14 protein-coding genes are annotated in these 17026 nt (G+C 58.2%); 9 read left to right on the plus strand and 5 right to left on the minus strand.

The window, feature by feature from the left end:
- Positions 1–39: 39 nt before the first annotated feature.
- Together FPY71_RS06375 and larB are read right to left on the minus strand one after the other, a co-directional pair.
- Positions 40–1116 carry a LacI family DNA-binding transcriptional regulator gene (locus tag FPY71_RS06375; protein ID WP_149298870.1) on the minus strand — a complete coding sequence of 359 codons (1077 nt, stop codon included), beginning with the start codon at positions 1114–1116 and terminating at the stop codon, positions 40–42.
- Positions 1117–1244: 128 nt separating this feature from the next.
- The gene (larB, locus tag FPY71_RS06380) at positions 1245–1895 is read right to left on the minus strand and encodes a nickel pincer cofactor biosynthesis protein LarB (RefSeq protein ID WP_149298872.1); all 651 of its coding nucleotides are present in this window, start codon (positions 1893–1895) and stop codon (positions 1245–1247) included.
- Positions 1896–2144: 249 nt separating this feature from the next.
- Between larB and FPY71_RS06385 the strand changes: the two genes are divergently transcribed.
- The 9 genes from FPY71_RS06385 to FPY71_RS06425 all read left to right on the plus strand — a co-directional run bounded on the left by FPY71_RS06385 (position 2145) and on the right by FPY71_RS06425 (position 13653).
- Positions 2145–3866 (plus strand): IlvD/Edd family dehydratase, encoded by a 1722-nt coding sequence (locus FPY71_RS06385; protein WP_149298874.1) that lies wholly within the window; start codon positions 2145–2147, stop codon positions 3864–3866.
- Between the two features lie 9 nt (positions 3867–3875).
- Positions 3876–5210: a nickel pincer cofactor-dependent isomerase, group 22 gene (locus FPY71_RS06390; protein WP_149298875.1), complete on the plus strand. Its 1335-nt coding sequence runs from the start codon at positions 3876–3878 to the stop codon at positions 5208–5210.
- On the plus strand, positions 5207–6340 hold the full coding sequence (locus tag FPY71_RS06395; RefSeq protein WP_149298877.1) for a Gfo/Idh/MocA family protein: 1134 nt from the start codon (positions 5207–5209) through the stop codon (positions 6338–6340). The genes FPY71_RS06390 and FPY71_RS06395 overlap by 4 nt, the downstream gene beginning before the upstream one ends.
- A 4-nt stretch (positions 6341–6344) precedes the next feature.
- Complete coding sequence (locus FPY71_RS06400) at positions 6345–8063, plus strand: GMC family oxidoreductase (protein WP_149298879.1); 1719 nt, start codon at positions 6345–6347, stop codon at positions 8061–8063.
- A gap of 62 nt (positions 8064–8125) precedes the next feature.
- Positions 8126–9607 (plus strand): aldehyde dehydrogenase family protein, encoded by a 1482-nt coding sequence (locus FPY71_RS06405; protein WP_149298881.1) that lies wholly within the window; start codon positions 8126–8128, stop codon positions 9605–9607.
- A 15-nt stretch (positions 9608–9622) separates the two neighbouring features.
- Positions 9623–10915 carry a nickel pincer cofactor biosynthesis protein LarC gene (larC, locus tag FPY71_RS06410; protein WP_149298883.1) on the plus strand — a complete coding sequence of 431 codons (1293 nt, stop codon included), beginning with the start codon at positions 9623–9625 and terminating at the stop codon, positions 10913–10915.
- Positions 10912–11712 (plus strand): ATP-dependent sacrificial sulfur transferase LarE, encoded by an 801-nt coding sequence (gene larE, locus FPY71_RS06415; protein WP_246160175.1) that lies wholly within the window; start codon positions 10912–10914, stop codon positions 11710–11712. The genes larC and larE overlap by 4 nt, the downstream gene beginning before the upstream one ends.
- 6 nt (positions 11713–11718) lie before the next feature.
- Positions 11719–12903 carry an MFS transporter gene (locus FPY71_RS06420; RefSeq protein ID WP_149298885.1) on the plus strand — a complete coding sequence of 395 codons (1185 nt, stop codon included), beginning with the start codon at positions 11719–11721 and terminating at the stop codon, positions 12901–12903.
- 39 nt (positions 12904–12942) lie between these two features.
- A complete protein-coding gene (locus FPY71_RS06425; protein ID WP_149298888.1) occupies positions 12943–13653 on the plus strand; it encodes a FadR/GntR family transcriptional regulator in 711 nt (236 codons plus the stop codon).
- On the opposite strand, the gene FPY71_RS06430 is transcribed toward FPY71_RS06425, so the two are convergent.
- From FPY71_RS06430 to FPY71_RS06440, 3 genes are all read right to left on the minus strand, one after another.
- The gene (locus tag FPY71_RS06430) at positions 13638–14714 is read right to left on the minus strand and encodes a mandelate racemase/muconate lactonizing enzyme family protein (protein ID WP_149298890.1); all 1077 of its coding nucleotides are present in this window, start codon (positions 14712–14714) and stop codon (positions 13638–13640) included. The genes FPY71_RS06425 and FPY71_RS06430 overlap by 16 nt on opposite strands.
- 96 nt (positions 14715–14810) lie before the next feature.
- Positions 14811–15935, minus strand: coding sequence for an ABC transporter ATP-binding protein (locus FPY71_RS06435; RefSeq protein WP_149298892.1), 1125 nt, complete (start codon positions 15933–15935; stop codon positions 14811–14813).
- Between the two features lie 20 nt (positions 15936–15955).
- Entirely contained in the window at positions 15956–16981 is a 1026-nt protein-coding gene (locus FPY71_RS06440) for an ABC transporter substrate-binding protein (RefSeq protein ID WP_149298894.1), read from the minus strand.
- Positions 16982–17026: the final 45 nt, after the last annotated feature.

Genomic DNA, 17026 nt, shown 5'->3' on the forward strand with positions numbered 1-17026 from the left:
GTTTCGGGGCATATCAGTTAAACGCTGCAATGCCCCGGATCATTTTGCTTTGCTGGTGCCGCGCGGAACGGCGGTGGAGCCGCGGATGATGAGCGCAGCCTCCAGCCGATGCGGTACTGAAAGTTCGCCCAGTTCAAGATAACGCACAACAAACTCACCCACAGCCTGACCGATCTCTCTCGCGGGGACCTGAATTGTTGTCAAGGGCGGGTCCATGTGCTCGGCCAGATCCACATTGTCGAAACCGGTGATGCTGAAATCTTCCGGCACTTTGTAGCCCGATGTCCGTGCCTCGATCAGCGCCCCGGCTGCCAGATAGTCATTGGCACACATCACCGCTGTCGGGTGGGTGGGTTCCGCCAGCAATTGCCGCATGCCCATTCGCCCGGAGCCGATTGTCCAGTCCCGCACGGGGATGAAGTGCTTCGGGCGCACCGCAAGGCCGGCGTCTGCCAAAACGGCATTAATGCCTTCTATACGCTGGCGAATACGGTCATTGCCCACAAATGGCCGGGTGATGATTGCGAAATCCCGGTGACCCAGGTCCAGAAGATGGTGCGTCAGCTTGGCCATTTCACCAAAATTGTCGAAGCCAATGCAGTTGGGTCGTCCGTAATGACCCGATGTGTAGGTGATGACGGTGAAAATGCCGCGTTTGTCGAGCAGTTCAAACAGCGCATCGGGATGGTCTTCTCCCATCAGGATCATACATTCGACGCCCTGCTGAATCATTTTTTCAGCCTGCGCCAAGGTGCGGTCCGCATATTCGTCCGGCCGGCCCAGCAGCAGAGTATAACCCTGTTCGCCCAAAGTGCGCTGCAGCGTTTCCAGCATGGCCGCGATGGCCTGGTGCCCCAGAGTTGGAATGAGTGCGCCAACGGTGCGTGTGCGCAAGGTGGCAAGCGCCTTGGCAGCGCCATGCGGAATCCAGCCCAGATCTTTGATCGCGGCGTGCACGCGATCTTTGGTTGTTTCGGAAACCGTGTCCGGAGCATTCAACACCCGCGACACGGTTGCTGATGACACTTCAGCCGTGCGGGCGACATCTTCCAGCTTGACCCTTGAGGACGTGGAACGCCGCGTGCGGCGACGCTTGGTGGTAGGTTCAGGAGCCAATGCAATTCCTTAAGGCAGTCGTTGCTGCACATTGGATCCGGGCAAAATGCCAAGCGCTTTCGGCCCGGATATGTTTTGCTGCGACTATAATATAAAGGCCGGGTTTGAACAGCCATCGCTGCGGCCCGTCACAAGCGAAGCGCTTTCATGGCGGCACACGCAGCTCCAAAGCCGTTGTCAATATTCACCGTAACAATGCCGGGTGAGCAGCTTGCCAGTGCCGAATGCAGGGCAGTGGCCCCGCCTTGCCCAACTCCATAACCCACCGATGTGGGAACGGCGATAACCAATGCGTTGACCAGACCGGCGATAACTGAAAACAGTGCGCCTTCCATGCCTGCAACTGCAATGACGATGCGATGCTGGCCAATAAACTCCGCTCTTTCCATCAGCCGCCACAGGCCGGCCACACCAACATCGCGCACCATGCTTGCGCCCTGACCCATAAATTCCAATGTGCGCTGCGCTTCTCTTGCCACCGCATCGTCCGACGTGCCAGCGGACACAATGCAGATTGCATTCGGTTGTGACACGGGTGAAATCGCGCCCAGAAAAGCTGTTTGCGACACCGGCTCATAGTTCAGTGCATCGCGCGCTGAATCCGGCAGATCGGCAAATTTTTCAGCAGAGAGGCGGGTGAACAGCATGCGGTGCTGGCCGTTTGTTGCCTCGCCCAGAATGTCGGCAATCTGCGCCGTCGACTTGCTCTGACAGAACACCGCCTCGGCAATTCCAGTTCGCGCCTGTCTGTTCCAATCCCCGACAAAACCTGTGGTCATATGTGCCGCTCCGTGTGCCCGACTGCCTTTAAAATTTAAAAGAAACTACAGAGCACGGCGCTTTCATGAAAGTGCGCTATAGACTTGCCTATCAGGTCATCATATAAGCTGGTTATATAATGAAACCAAGGCGATTTCGAACGTCGCACGCGCTGCACGATTTAAAATTGCACGATCCAAAAACGATAGAGCGATCGCCCCGACAGCGGGCTGCTAGCGCTTGTAAAGCTTGTTGGGATAGCGTCTGGAATGTCCGATAAAATCAAAGGGATGCGCAAAGGGCTCGCGAATTACGGAGACGCCGGATTTTCCCTGTTTCTGCGCAAGGCCTTTATCAAGGCCATGGGCTATTCCGACAAGGCGCTGGACCGGCCAATCATCGGCATTACCAACACCTATTCCGGTTACAATGCCTGCCACCGCAATGTGCCGGAATTGATCGAGGCCATAAAGCGCGGCGTGTTGATGGCCGGTGGGCTGCCGATCGATTTTCCAATTATTTCAATGCATGAGGCGTTTTCGCACCCGACAAGCATGTTCACCCGCAACCTGATGTCAATGGATGCGGAAGAAATGATTCGAGCGCAGCCAATGGACGCTGTGGTGCTGATTGGCGGTTGTGATAAAACCGTGCCCGCATTGCTGATGGGCGCGGCCAGTGCCGATGTTCCGGCTATTCTGACAGTGACCGGGCCAATGATAACCGGCAGCCACAAGGGCGAAAGACTGGGTGCCTGTACCGATTGCCGGCGCCTGTGGGGCCAGCACCGCGCTGGCACGATTGACGAGCAGGAAATTGAGGAAATCAGCGGCAAGCTGGCGCCCGGGCCGGGAACCTGCATGGTGATGGGAACTGCCAGCACCATGGCGCTGGTTTCAGAAGCCATGGGCATGATGTTGCCAGGCGGGGCCGCAATCCCTGCGGTGCATGCCGACAGATTGCGCCATGCAGAAGCCACCGGCGAGCGCGCGGTGGAAATTGCCCGGGAAGGTTTGAAGCCCACAAGTGTGATGACCGAGGCCTCGCTGCGCAATGCGCTGCGTGTGTTGCAGGCGGTTGGCGGCTCCACCAATGGTGTTGTGCATCTGGCGGCGATTGCCGGACGGCTGGGCCTTGATATCGACATGCAGGAGTTTGACCGCATGGGTACGGAAACGCCGGTGCTGGTGGATCTGAAGCCGTCCGGCCAAGGCTATATGGAAGATCTGCACAAGGCGGGCGGCCTGCAGGTCGTGTTGAAAAACATTGCCCATCTTCTGGAAAAGGACGCGCTGACCATTACCGGGCGCACGCTGGGTGAAGAAATTGAGGCAGCACCGCCAAGCTGGCCGCAAAATGTGGTGCGGCCATTGAGTGACCCCATTCATTCCGGTGGCGGAATTCGCGTTTTGCGCGGCAACCTCGCGCCCAATGGTGCGATTATCAAGCAGGCAGCAGCCACGCCCGAATTGTTGAAGCATCGCGGCCGCGCGGTGGTTTTTACCTCTTTGCAGGATATGGCCGAGCGGCTGGATCTGCCGGATCTGGACGTGCGGGCAGATGATGTTCTGGTGTTGCAGAACGCCGGACCGAAAGGCGCACCGGGCATGCCGGAGGCTGGATATCTGCCAATTCCCAAAAAACTGGCGGCGCAGGGCGTGAAAGACATGGTGCGCATTTCCGATGCACGGATGAGCGGCACCGCCTTTGGCAGCATTGTATTGCACATCAGCCCGGAAGCCGCCGATGGTGGGCCTCTGGCGCTTGTGCGAGACGGCGACATGATTGAACTGAACGTTGAAGCGGGGTCTATCCGTCTGGATGTGCCTGAAGACGAATTGCAGCGCCGCGCCAAAGAGTGGAATATGCCCGAATTCGTCGACATCGAGCGTGGGTATCGGAGACTTTACTTCCAGCAGGTTCTTCAGGCGGAGCACGGCTGCGACTTTGATTTTCTGCGCAAATATCCGCTTAACAACAAAACCCTGTAAGAGGTTTTCATGCCATCTGTTCAATTTCCTGCAATGCGGTTTGCTCACCTGGACAGCGTGGAGCTTCCGCAGGTTGCGCGGGTCAAGCTGGTGCATCCACGCGGTGAACCGATTGGCGATGTGGCGCAAGCCGTGCGTGACGCAGTTTTGCAGAGCAGGAGATTGCAGAATCTGCCAGCGGGCAGCTCTGTCGCTGTTGCGCTGGGCAGCCGTGGCATTGCCAAAATTCCGCTGATTGCAAAAGCTGCCATCGATACTGTGCGCGCCATGGGGCATGAGCCATTTATTGTGCCGGCCATGGGAAGCCATGGTGGCGGCACGGCGGCGGGGCAGGTGGATGTGCTGCGCAAGCTGGGGTTGAGCGAGGAAGCGCTGGGTGCGCCAGTGCACGCCACCATGAATGTGGTGGATTACGGCGTAACGCCGGATGGCTCGCGCTGCAAGTTTGACAAAAATGCCGCCGGGGCTGACGCGGTGGTGGTGATCAACCGTGTCAAATCACACACGACCTTTGACCGCGAGATTGAAAGCGGGCTGGTTAAAATGGTGGCCGTGGGGCTGGGCAAGGCAGAGGGCGCGCGCTCTGTGCACCGAACCGGCCCGCCGGCATTTATGGATGTGCTGCCGGAGCTGGCGCGAATTTCGCTGGAAAAATCACCGATTGCATTGGGCATTGCGCTGGTTGAAAACGCGCAAAAAGACCTGGTCGTAGTTGAGGGCGTTGCGCCCGAGGACTTTTTTGAAAGCGACAAGCGGCTTTTGAAAGTGGCCAAATCCTTCATCGCCCGGCTGCCTTTCGGTAAAATGGATGCGCTGGTTGTGGAGCTGATTGGCAAGGACATCAGCGGCGCGGGCATGGATTACGCGGTTATGGGCCGCGCCGATCTGCGCACCATTCCCAATCCGGCAGAACCCTTTGCCTCGCGCGTTACGGTTCTGGGTCTGTCAGAGGCAACGGGCGGCAACGGGCTGGGTGTCGGGCTGGCGGATTTCAGCACGGTGGATGTTGTTTCGCGCATTGACCTGCAACAGATTTACATGAACTCGCTGACCTCCACTCTGGTTGAGAAATCGCGCATTCCCATTGTTCTGGAGAACGATCTGGATGCTTTGCGCGCCACCGTGTCCACGAGCTGGTCGCGCTCCGACCCGGAAACCCGGCTTTGCATCATTCGCTCGACGTTGCATCTGGAAGAAATTCTGGTTTCCGCCTCGCTGCTGGACGAGGTGCAAGCCAGTGGCAAGGCCGCAGACATTGGCCCCCTGTTCGATCTGCGCTTTGATGAGCAAGGGCGCATGCTGAGCCACGCTTATGCCAGAGATGAAGCCGGAGACGTGAAATGACCGTAGTGAAGATGAACGTGGCCCTGATCGGGTGCGGCTGGGTGGCCGGGCTGCAAATGATCAACGGGTTCAACCATGTTTCCGACCTGTTCAATGTCCAAACCGCTTGCGACAATGACCTGGCGAAAGCCCAGGCATTTGCGCGGGAATATGGGTTGCCGGAGGCTGTGGCCAGCTATGAGGCTGTGCTGGCAGACCCGCAGATTGATGCGGTGAGCATTTGCACGCCGCCATCCTTGCACCATTCCATGGTCAAGGCCGCTCTGGCGGCAGGAAAAAACGTCATTTGCGAAAAACCTTTCACCAGCTCGCTGGAACTGGTGGATGACATCATGGCAATGGAAGCGCTTTCATCAGCGCGGGTGATGCCGGTGTTTCAATATCGCTTCGCGCCCGGTCTTCAGCGCATACGCCGCATTCTGGCCAGCGGAATTGCGGGCAAGGCCTACACTTCATCCGTTGAAACCGCATGGCGGCGCGGATCAGACTATTACGCGGTGCCATGGCGCGGCAAATTTGCAACCGAACTGGGGGGAGTTCTTCTGACCCAGTCAATCCACATCCACGACCTGTTTCTTTACTTGCGTGGGCCGGTTGCGGAGGTCAAAGCCTTCAAAGCCACCCGCGTGAACCCGATTGAGGTGGAGGACTGCGCTGTTGCAGCCCTGCGCATGGAAGACGGCTCGCTGGCCTCGCTCACCGCGACGCTTGGCTCCATCCGTCCCGTCACGCGCATCAGACTGTGTTTCGAAAACATGGTGATCGAGCGGCAGTGTTTCGATGAGGAAGCGCCGCGGCCCGGAAACGAGCCCTGGACGATTGTGCCCGTCAGTGACGAAGTCGCCCGGAAGGTGGCGGACATTTCCGCCGAACCGGCCGAGCAGTACACAAGCTTTGCATTCCAGTTTGCGCAGTTTCACCGGGCAATCAACACCGGTGAACCATTTGCCGTAACGCTGGAAGATGCGCGCCGCTCTCTGGAACTGGTGACGGCACTGTTTCACTCTGCTGAAACCGATGAGACCGTGTCGCTGCCAATGGATCAGCATCACGAACGCTATGGCGGCTGGATCAGCCATTCGTCCAGGGCGGCAGGCAGCGCAGCCGCAGTTCCGGCACTTCAGGAATAGTCGCATGACATATGACTACATTATTGCAGGCGGTGGCACGGCGGGGGCGGTTCTTGCCAATCGCCTTTCGGCACGGCCGGATGTTAAAGTGCTGGTCATTGAGGCGGGGGAAGACACGCCGCCGGGGCGTGTGCCCGCCGAAATTCTCGACAGTTTTGCCGGACTGGCATATCTGAACGACCGGTTTTTGTGGAACGATCTGCGCGTCACCACTGAATTGCGCTCTCACAACCGGCCGGAGCAGGCTCCGCGCGCGCGCAAATATGAGCAGGCGCGTGTGCTGGGCGGCGGCTCCTCCATCAACGGGCAGTTCGCCAATCGCGGGTCTCCGGCAGACTATGATGAATGGGAAAGCCTCGGCGCTTCCGGCTGGAACTGGGACAGCGTTCTGCCCTATTTCCGCAAGCTGGAACGCGACTATGATTTTGATGGCCCGCTGCATGGCAAAGATGGGCCGATTGCTGTTTCCCGCATTTTCAAAGATCAGTGGCCGGAACATGCAAAGGCCATGGCACGAGCCTTGGAGGAGGCGGGTTTTGACTATATCGCCGATCAGAATGGCGAATTTGTTGATGGCTATTATCCGGTAGCCATCAGCAATGTGTATGATCGTCGCGTTTCCACGGCAATCGCCTATCTGACCTCCACCGTGCGGCAGCGCCCTAATCTGACCATTCTGACCCGAACACAGGTTTGCCGCCTGTTGTTTGATGGCGCACGCTGCGTGGGGGTGGTCGCTGCCGACAAGTCTGGTGAGAAAACCTACCACGCAAGAGAGGTTATTGTTTCCAGCGGTGCAATTTATTCGCCTGCGCTGCTGCTGCGCTCTGGCATCGGGCCGGCGGCAGAGCTGCGCGCATTGAATATTGATGTTGTGGCGGATGTGCCCGGTGTCGGCAAACGGCTGATGGACCACCCGGCTGTGGCCGTTGCCGCCTTTGTCAAACCGCAGGCGCGCATCAACGGTCGCACCCGCCGACATTTGATGCTGGGTCTGCGGCTTTCTTCCGGAATGGCGGGCATTCCCGCGGGCGACATGGCGGTGTCAATCTCGACCAAGTCGGCTTGGCATAAGGTGGGTGACCAATTGGCGACCGCCAATATCTGGGTCAACAAAACCTATTCCGACAAGGGCGAAGTGAGGTTGAAATCTGCGGACTGGCGCGACCAGCCTGCGGTGGACTTCAACCTTCTGGCAGACCCGCGCGATATTGAGCGGCTGATGGCCGCCTTCAAAACCATGGCGGCGGCAATCCAGTCGCCATTGATGAGCGATGCAGTGGCAGACCCGTTCCCGGCCAGCTACAGCGACAAGGTGCGGCAGGTGGCAGCCATCACCCCGCGCAACCGTGTTCTGACCTCCATTCTGGCAAAAATGCTGGACGGGCCAGACAGCCTGCGTCGCATGCTGATCCGCACATTCATACTCGAAGGCGCGCCGCTGGAGGTGCTGCTGCGCGATGATGATGAGTTGGAAGCCTTTGTGCGCCGCGCGGCCGTTGGTGTGTGGCATGCCAGTTGCTCGTGCCGAATGGGCGCAATGGAAGACCCGATGGCGGTGGTTGATCCTGAAGGCAGGGTTAAAAATACCTCGGGCCTGCGGGTCATCGATGCCTCAATTTTCCCGACAATCCCGTGTGGCAACACCAATCTGCCGGTTATCATGCTGGCGGAACGCATGTCCGACCTGATCCTGGCCGATGCCGAAGTGCACGCGGCATGAAGCGTTTTTGTTGAAGCGGCCTCGTTTCAACATTGAGATTTAAAGCATACCCGGAGACACAAATGACCAGATTGACCCTGCCGGCCACGCCAAGGCCGTTTTCACTGCTGATCGACGGCAAGCTGATTCCGGTTTCGGAGCGCGAGCCGATTGTTCGTGAGAACCCGGCCCATTGCAAACCGGTCAGCCTCTATCCGCGCGCCACCGTTGCCGATGCCCATGCCGCAATTGATGCGGCCCGCCGCGCAGCCGATAGCCGCGTATGGCGCGATATGTCGGGTGCCGAGCGTGCACGGCTTCTGCTGCGCGTAGCACGGTTGATTGATGAAAACCGTGTTGAGCTGCGGGAAATTGAAAGCCTGGAAGTTGGCAAGCCCATCAGCCTGGTTGACCGCGAAATCAACGGCACGATTGCACATTGGGAATATGCGGCAACCCTTGCACGCCACGCATATGGCGACACCTATGACAGCCTTGGCGACAACAATATGGCGTTCGTTTTCCGCGAGCCGATTGGCGTCGTCTCATTGATCACGCCGTGGAACTATCCCTTCCTGATCCTCAGCCAGAAGCTGCCATTTGTGCTGGCGGTCGGTGGTTGTGCGGTGGTCAAGCCCAGCGAACTTTCATCCGGTACGGCGCTGCGTCTTGGCGAGTTGCTGCTGGAAGCCGGACTGCCAGCCGGTGTTGTCAACATTCTGGCCGGTTCGGGCGCTGAACTGGGCGATGTCATGAGCCGCAGCCCCAAGGTGGACATGGTGTCCTTTACCGGTTCAACCACCATTGGCCGGATCATTGGCCGGGTGGCCGGTGAAACGCTGAAAAAGGTTTCGCTGGAGCTGGGTGGCAAGGCAGCGCATATTGTCTGCGCGGATGCCGACCTGCAACTGGCTGCCGAAAAAGTGGCTCTGGGCGCAACGCGCAATGCCGGCCAGGCTTGCGTGGGTGGCCACCGGCTGGTCGTGCATGAAAGCATTGCCGACAATTTTGTCGAAGCGGTGCAAAAGGAAATCAGCAAGTTGGTGGTGGGTGATCCGTTGGACCCGGCAACAACTATGGGTCCGGTGGTCAGTAAAGTGCAGTTCGACCGGGTGAATGGCTATATCGCGGCGGGCGAAGACGCCGGTTGCGAAAAATGGGCCTTGCAGGATCGCGGGGCGGGTGCCTTGCCGGGATACTTCGTGCAGCCCACTATTTTCACGGGCGTTCAACCATCCATGGTCATTGCGCAGGAAGAGATTTTCGGCCCGGTTCTGTCTGTCATGCGGTTCAAAACCTTTGATGATGCGCTGGCGATTGCCAACAGCACGCCATACGGGCTTTCCGCCGGGTTGTGGACGCGCGATCTGGATACTGCTTTTGCCTTTGGCCGCCAGTTGAAAGCAGGTACGGTTGAGGTGAACACATTCTTGGCAGGCGCGCCGGAACTGCCGCTCAGCGGTTTGGGCGACAGTGGCGTGGGGCATGAGCGTGGCCGGTTTGCTATTGAAGAGTTCACCGAACTGCGGACAATTCAGCTTCAGCTCAATCAGCCCAGACGTTAAGAGGAAGCGGATATTATGGCTTCAGCCAGCAATTTCGAACTGACCATTCATCTCGATGCTGTCGGGGGAATTGCTGGCGACATGTTTGCTGCCGCCATGCTGGATGCATTTCCGCATTTGCGCCAGCGGGTTCTGGCGGATATCAGTGCCATTCTGCCGGAGAATGTCGGTCAGGTTCGGCTTGAGCCGGGGGAAAGCGCGCATATTTCAGCATTGCGTTTTCTGGTCGAACTGGCAGGCGATCACCATCACCATCACCATCACCATCACCATCACCATCACCACAACCATGATCACAGCCATGAGGATCATGACCATGACCATGACCACAGTCACCACCACCGGCATATCGGTGCGCATTCTTCAAAATATACGGATCTGGTAGCGGTCATCGCCGCAGCCAATCTGTCGCAAGGCACTGCCGAACAGGCCATTGCCATTCTAACGGTGATTGGTGAGGCCGAGGCCCTTGTGCACGGTACAACGCTGGATCAGGTGCACTTCCACGAGATTGCTGACTGGGATTCGCTGGTGGACGTGGTCGCCGCAGGCAGCATAGCCGCCGCTTTGCACGGCGCGCGCTGGACAGCATCGCCGTTGCCACGCGGTGGCGGACTGGTGAAAACGCAACATGGGCAGTTGCCGGTGCCCACGCCTGCCACAACGGAAATTCTGAAAGATTTCATCTGGCGCGATGATGGCGTACCGGGCGAGCGGGTGACGCCGACCGGCGCTGCAATTGTGCGGCATTTGATTGGACATCCTGAAATGCCAGTTTCGGCAGGGGCCCAGACGCTGCATGGCAGCGGCACCGGCGCCGGTACCCGAAACCTGCCGGGCATACCCAATATTCTTCGTGTGCTGGTTTTTCAGGCTGTAGCTCAGGCTGGTGCAGATGAAGTGGATGTCATCAGCTTTGATGTGGATGATATGACTGGCGAAGAAATCGGCGTTGCACTGGACCGGCTGCGCGCTGCACCCGGTGTGCTGGATGTTTCTGTTGGCCAGCGCATTGGCAAGAAATCCCGCCCGCTAGTGGATTTTCGCATTCTCGCCCGTCCCGAAAACACCGATGCAATTGCCAGCCTGTGCCTTTCGGAAACGTCCACCATTGGTCTGCGCCGACACCGGGAGGCGCGTGTCACCCTGCCTCGACAGGAATTTGCCGAAGGTGACGGGCAGGCCGCCCATAAGATTGTAATCCGGCCAGATGGCTCGCGGACCGCCAAGGTGGAAAGCGACGCCTTGCAGAATATCGGCACACTTGCAGCGCGCAGACGCGCAGCGCGGCAGGGGAGCGAAACTTGACCGCGCAGGGCATTGTAGCCGCATTGCAGCGTCTTGAAACGGCGCTGGCAGCACATCCGCCATTGGCTATTGCCGTCAGCGGCGGGGTGGACAGCATGACACTGGCTTTTCTGGCCCACAGGATCAGCGATGTGGAGATGATCCACGCCAGTTCACCGGCGGTGCCCGCTGAGGCAACGGCGCGGGTTGAGGCATATGCAAACCGGTTTGGCTGGAAGCTGACAGTTGCGCGAGCGCGCGAGTTTGAAGATCCGGATTATCTGGCCAATCCGGTCAATCGCTGTTTTTTCTGCAAGTCGAACCTGTATCAGCGAATATCAGAACTCAGCCCGCGCAAAATCGCTTCCGGCGCCAATCTGGATGATCTTGGCGACTATCGCCCCGGTTTGCTGGCGGCAGCGGAACGGCAGGTTGTGCACCCGCTGATTGAAGCGCAGATCAACAAGCAAATGGTGCGGGAACTGGCCCGCGCCGAACGGCTTGACGATCTTGCCGAGTTGGCGGCCCAGCCCTGCCTCAGCAGCCGAATTGAAACCGGCATTGGCATTAACGCTGACGACCTGGCCTTTGTGCATATGGTTGAAAGCGCGGTCCGGCAGATTGGTGGTGCGCCTGCGGATGTGCGCTGCCGGATAACCCGAAACGGTGTTGTGCTGGAACTGGAAGCGGAAAGCAGTGAGCGTGTCGTGCATGAAGCGACAGCACTGGCCAGCAGGCTGGCGGCAGACAGCGGGCGTCAATGGTCCATGACCCGGCCCTATCAGCGCGGATCTGCTTTTCTGCATTCCAGGCCCTGACATATCGTGGCAATTCACCCGCAATCCCGGTCTTATCTGTTGTTGCTGGGGCTGACACTGGGCCTGCCCAGTCTTGGTACAGACATGGCAATGGCGTCGTTTTCCGCCACGGCTCTGGCTTATTGTGTAACTCCGGCAGAAGTGGGTTACGCGCTCTCATCCTTCATGGTTGGTTTTGCTACCTCGCCTCTGTTCTACGGCCCACTGTCGGATAGATTTGGCCGCAAGCCGGTTTTGCTGTCCGGCATTTTTCTGCTGGCCGCGGCATCGTATGTATCCGTGTTTGCAACCAGTCTGCCGGGGTTGATTGGCTGGCGGCTGGTGCAGGGCGTGGGCGCGGGTGTCTGCCGTCCACTGGTTATGGCCATCATCCGCGATGGTTTTGATGGGGCAGAGGCGCGTTCTGCGCAGTCATATGCGCAGGTTGTGGCTATGTGCGGCCCCCTTTGCGGGCCAATTCTGGGCGCACTTCTGCTGTTCTATGCTGACTGGCAGATCATCTATCTGGCGCTTGGCACGATTGCCGCAGCCATTGGCCTTTGTGTCTGGTTTGGATTTGCTGAAACAACTTTGCCGGAACACCGGGTCAGGGTGCGCGCCATTGAAGTTTGGCAGCATTACCGTGCCGTGTTGGGCAACGCCACCGTGCGCACAAACATCATGCTGGCGGCCTGCGCTTTTGGCGGACAGTTTGTTTATGTCAGTGCCTCGCCGCTGTTGCTGATGACGCGGCTGCAACTTTCTGCAGCAGCATTCGGGCTTGCATTTGCCACTGCTGCCACCGGCATGCTGCTTGGCAGTCTGCTAAGCGGCAGGCTTAACAGTCTTCGTGTCAACCCGCGCTATATCATGCTGGCCGGGCAGTGCATCTGCCTCGGCGCCAGCATCGCGCTGTTTGTTCTGCTTGCCACCAGCAACCTGGCCGTGTGGTCCTGCATCAGTCTGGGGTGGTGCTCCACATTCGCCTTTGGCCTTGTCAGTTCCAATGCTGCGCAACTGGCGTTGGCTCCCATGCGGTCTGCCATTGGCTATGTGGCAGGGCTGATGGCGTTTGTGCAGATTGGCACAGGCGTGGCAGCCTCCACGCTGGTGTTTGCCCTCTACAATATCGGCCCGGCATGGGCATTTCTGTTGATGGCCGGTTTTGCAATTGCCGGTATCGCTTTGCTATTGCGGCCAACTGCGGCATAAGCTGTCTTACATAAAGCGCTGCATGCAAAGGGGTCTGACGTGTCACTGCCAGCCAGAACAGAGGATTTGCTTGCGCACCGCCTGACCGGCCTTTTCGCTGAAAAAGGTTTGAAACCCGGCGACAGACTGCCGCCTGAGCTGGAATTGTGCAAAATTCTGGATGTCAGCCGCCCGGCGCTGCGCGAGGCGCTGGCCGGGCTGGAAGCTGTGGGCATGCTGGCAACCCGCAAGGGAAGCGGGCGTGTTCTGCTGCCGATGGATTTCAACACCGCGCTGGTCGGGCTGGCCGGCTTTGTGCCGCTGAAGGACAAGCGGCTGCTGGATCTGTTGTTCATACGCCAGTTGCTGGAGGTGAATATTCTGCCGGTTGCTGCGCCGAAAATCAGCCCCAAGGCCCTGCAGAGACTGGAAGAGGTGACGCAGCAGATCGAAGAAAAGGCACAGGCTGGCGAGTTTTTTGCCGACGAAGATTACGAGTTTCACCGGCTTCTTTACAGTGGTCTGGGAAACGAGGTGATGAACGGCGTCCTGGATCTTTTCTGGAGCACGTTTTCACGGCTGGATCCGCACAGGCTTTCCCACACGCAGCGGCTGGACGAAACTGCAGCCCACCACCGCCGCATTTTTGATGCAGTAAAAGAGGGCGATATTCGCAAGGCGCAATATCACCTTGATGCACATTTTTACGACACGGCATTTGCCGTGTCGCATTATGAAGAAAAGCCCTCTGAAGATCAGGCGACCTTATAGGTTTTCCAGGCTTCCTGCGTGAATTCCACGCCGTGGCCAGGGCGATCCGGCACAACAATCTCGCCATCTTCCATCAACAATGGATGGACCAGCAGATCATCCATGAACGGGTAGAATTCCAGATAGGTTGAGCGTGGCAGGGCCGCAGCAACATGAATGCTCAGCACCGACATGAAATGCGGCGCAAGGCCAAGGCCAAAACTGTCCGCAACATGGCCGATTTTCATGGTTTCGCTGATGCCGCCGACAAAGCAGATATCCGGGTTGAGAACATCGGCCACACCCTCGCGGATGAATGGCATGAAATCGCGGCGCGAATGCACGTGCTCACCCATGGAAATGGCCATTGGCAACGCCGAGCGCAAACGGCGGTAGCCCTCAATATCCTGCGATAGAATGGGCTCTTCGAACCAGAACACGTTGAGATCGGCAAGGCGTTTGCCCAGCCAGAGCGCAGCGGGCAGGCTCAACCGTTCATTGGCATCACACATGATCAACGGCTCATCGCCAATGGCGGCGCGCACTTCGGTGATGCGCTGAATATCCTTGTCCGGCTCGCGCCCGACACGAATTTTCACCGCTTTGAAGCCCTCGGCAATATATCCGGCCGAAAGCTCTACCAGATCGTTCATCGGCAGTGATGGGCTGGCTTTGCCGCTGCCGTAACATGGCACCCTGTCACGAGCCTGCCCCAGTGCCTTTGCCAGTGAAAGCCCCTGCTGCCTTGCCCGCAGGTCCCAGATCGCAATGTCAATCGCGGCGATGGCCATGGAGGCAATGCCGTGGCCCAAGCGATGAGTATAGTGGAACAATTCGGCGTTGATGATTTCAACTTCATATGACTCGCGGCCAACAATCCGCTCGAGCAGGATGGTGTCCAGCAAGGCTTTGACAGAGGCACCGCCACCGTAGTCTGACGTGAATGTCCAGCCGGTGCCGGTATGGCCGGAACTGTCCTCAACGGTCACGCCAATCAGCTCGAACTCTTCATCGCTGCGTTCTGCTGCCGCCCGATTGGATGGAAAACGCAAAATCCAGCTCGTGGCTTTGGTGATGCTCATGCAGAGGTCCTCATGACTTGATACTGTGGAAGCGATGGCTTTTGGTCTGCCGTTTTGTCCGGCCGCTGGCGCGACACTGTTCCGACAGGAACAGCTTTAGTCTTCCAGCGCGACTGTGCGTTCAGGGTCAAATGACAGGCGCACCGCATCGCCCGTGGTGGCCCGCGCAGGCGGGGTGGACTGAACGCGCAGGATCGTTTCCGGGCTGTTGTTCAACCTGACAAAATAATCCACCAGACCGCCAGTAAACACGGTGGAATCAACCACGCCTTCCAGCTCGTTGAATCCCGGCTCTTTGGCTTGCGATTGCCTGCTGATGGAAATATCCACCGGGCGCACGCAGAGCTTGACCGCGCCAGTGCCATTGCCAAGCGCACCGCCGGCGGCACGTATGGCTGTACCATGGAGCTGGCCAATCAGGCTTTCACCATCTCGGCTGGTATTTTCCAGCGTCAGAATGTTTGCCAGCCCGATAAAGGAAGCAACAAACTCGTTGCGCGGCAGATTGTAGATTGTCGAAGGCTCGCCGCTCTGCTCGATCAGCCCGTCGCGCATGACCGCAATGGAATCGGACAGCGCCAGAGCTTCTTCCTGACTGTGCGTTACATAGACCGCTGTTATGCCCAGTCGCTGTTGCAGGGAGCGGATTTCAAAGCGCATCTGTTCACGCAGCACTGCGTCCAGATTGCTCAATGGCTCATCAAACAACAAGGTGCGCGGTTCCGATGCAATAGCGCGCGCCAGTGCCACGCGCTGCTGCTGGCCACCGCTGAGCTGGTGCGGGTAGCGCTCACCCCGATTGCCCATGTTCACAATGTCCAGAACTTCCTGCACCTTGCGCGCAGTCTGGTCTTTGCTGAAGCCCTTTTGCTTCAGGCCATAGCCAACATTATGCGCCACGGTCATATGTGGCCACAGCGCATAGGTCTGAAACACCATGCCCATATCGCGCTTTTCCGGCGGCATGACCCTTGGCCCGTCAGACATGACCATGCCACCGGATTGAATGGTGCCGGATGTCGGAATTTCCAGACCGGCAATCATCCGCAAAGTCGTGGTTTTGCCGCAACCACTGGAGCCGATCAGGGACACCATGTTTCCGGCGGGCACATGCAGGTCAATACCGCGCACGGCCTGAAATGTGCCATAGTCCTTTTTCAGATCCCGGAGACGAAGATCGTGAGCGTCGGTCTTGGAGCCGGCTTTTGCAATTGTGGTCATCTTCGTCTCCAGAAGTTCGATTACTGGCCAAATGCCTTGGCGAAGTCTGCGGTCTGCTGTTCACGATTTTCAGTGATGTAGGCAGAATCCACCGGCACGATGTTCACATCCGCAACGGCTGTGCCGCCGGGCAGGGTGTAGTCCACATCATTGCGGATAGGCGCGCAGCCAAGCGCATCCGGCATGATTGCCTGGGCTTTTGTGCTGACCACAAAATCCAGCCATGCCTTTGCAGCATCCTTGTTGCTGGAGCCGGCAAACATGGCAAAGGAAGACAGTTCACCCGGCGAACCGGCTTCCGGCCAGACCAGCGCAGTCGGGTCGCCGCGCCGCTCCGAAGTCTGGCCATTGGCCAGAAGCTGAATGCCGATAGGGCGCTCGCCGCTGGCGGTCAGATCGCGGATGGTGCCGTGTGAGCTTTCCAGCCGCATGCCATTGTTTTTCAAGCCGGTGAAATAGTCCCAGCCAAAGCCCTCTTCACCGTGTTCCGGCAAATATTGGGTGACAAACCACAGGAAGGAATGGATCGATTGCGAGCTGGCGGGATCAGCCATGGAGATCTTGCCGTTGTACTTCGGATCCAGCAGGTCCTTCCAGGTGGTGGGGGCATCTTCCGGCTTGATCTGATTGGTGTTGTACTGGATCAGATAAGGGTTGATGCAGGCAGGGATAACAATATTGGCGGGGTCGCGTGCTTCCTGCCGAATGCCTTCAATGTCTGCGGGTTCATAGGCCTCAAGCGCATTGTGGCGTGCCTGCAAGGAATTGAGCGATGCCTGATTAAGGCCCACCACGTCTGCCTGTGGGCTGTTGGCCCGCAACTCAAGTTCCAGCGTTGAAAGCAGTTCCTCACCCGGCTGCACCGAAACCTCAACGCGCACATCCGGATGGTCTTCGTTGAACGCTGCGATCAGCGGGCGCATATGTTCATCAGGATAGGCCGAATAGATCCGCAGAGGTCCGCTCTGGGCCAGTGCGCTGGTGGCCAGCAGCATGGTTGTGGTCGCACCGGCAACCGCCATTGTTATATATTTTCTTGTCGTCATGGTTCTCTCCCTTAGTTTATAAGTTTAAGTGCAGACTGCTTTTTG

The organism is Aureimonas fodinaquatilis (genome assembly GCF_008369445.1).
GTDB classification, from domain to species: Bacteria; Pseudomonadota; Alphaproteobacteria; order Rhizobiales; family Rhizobiaceae; genus Aureimonas; species Aureimonas fodinaquatilis.

Excerpts from the sequence above, each read along its gene's own strand:
- larB (WP_149298872.1), bottom strand. The coding sequence starts at position 1,895 with ATGACCACAGGTTTTGTCGGGGATTGGAACAGACAGGCGCGAACTGGA.
- FPY71_RS06385 (WP_149298874.1), top strand. The coding sequence starts at position 2,145 with ATGTCCGATAAAATCAAAGGGATGCGCAAAGGGCTCGCGAATTACGGA.
- FPY71_RS06390 (WP_149298875.1), top strand. The coding sequence starts at position 3,876 with ATGCCATCTGTTCAATTTCCTGCAATGCGGTTTGCTCACCTGGACAGC.
- FPY71_RS06395 (WP_149298877.1), top strand. The coding sequence starts at position 5,207 with ATGACCGTAGTGAAGATGAACGTGGCCCTGATCGGGTGCGGCTGGGTG.
- FPY71_RS06400 (WP_149298879.1), top strand. The coding sequence starts at position 6,345 with ATGACATATGACTACATTATTGCAGGCGGTGGCACGGCGGGGGCGGTT.
- FPY71_RS06405 (WP_149298881.1), top strand. The coding sequence starts at position 8,126 with ATGACCAGATTGACCCTGCCGGCCACGCCAAGGCCGTTTTCACTGCTG.
- larC (WP_149298883.1), top strand. The coding sequence starts at position 9,623 with ATGGCTTCAGCCAGCAATTTCGAACTGACCATTCATCTCGATGCTGTC.
- FPY71_RS06430 (WP_149298890.1), bottom strand. The coding sequence starts at position 14,714 with ATGAGCATCACCAAAGCCACGAGCTGGATTTTGCGTTTTCCATCCAAT.
- FPY71_RS06435 (WP_149298892.1), bottom strand. The coding sequence starts at position 15,935 with ATGACCACAATTGCAAAAGCCGGCTCCAAGACCGACGCTCACGATCTT.
- FPY71_RS06440 (WP_149298894.1), bottom strand. The coding sequence starts at position 16,981 with ATGACGACAAGAAAATATATAACAATGGCGGTTGCCGGTGCGACCACA.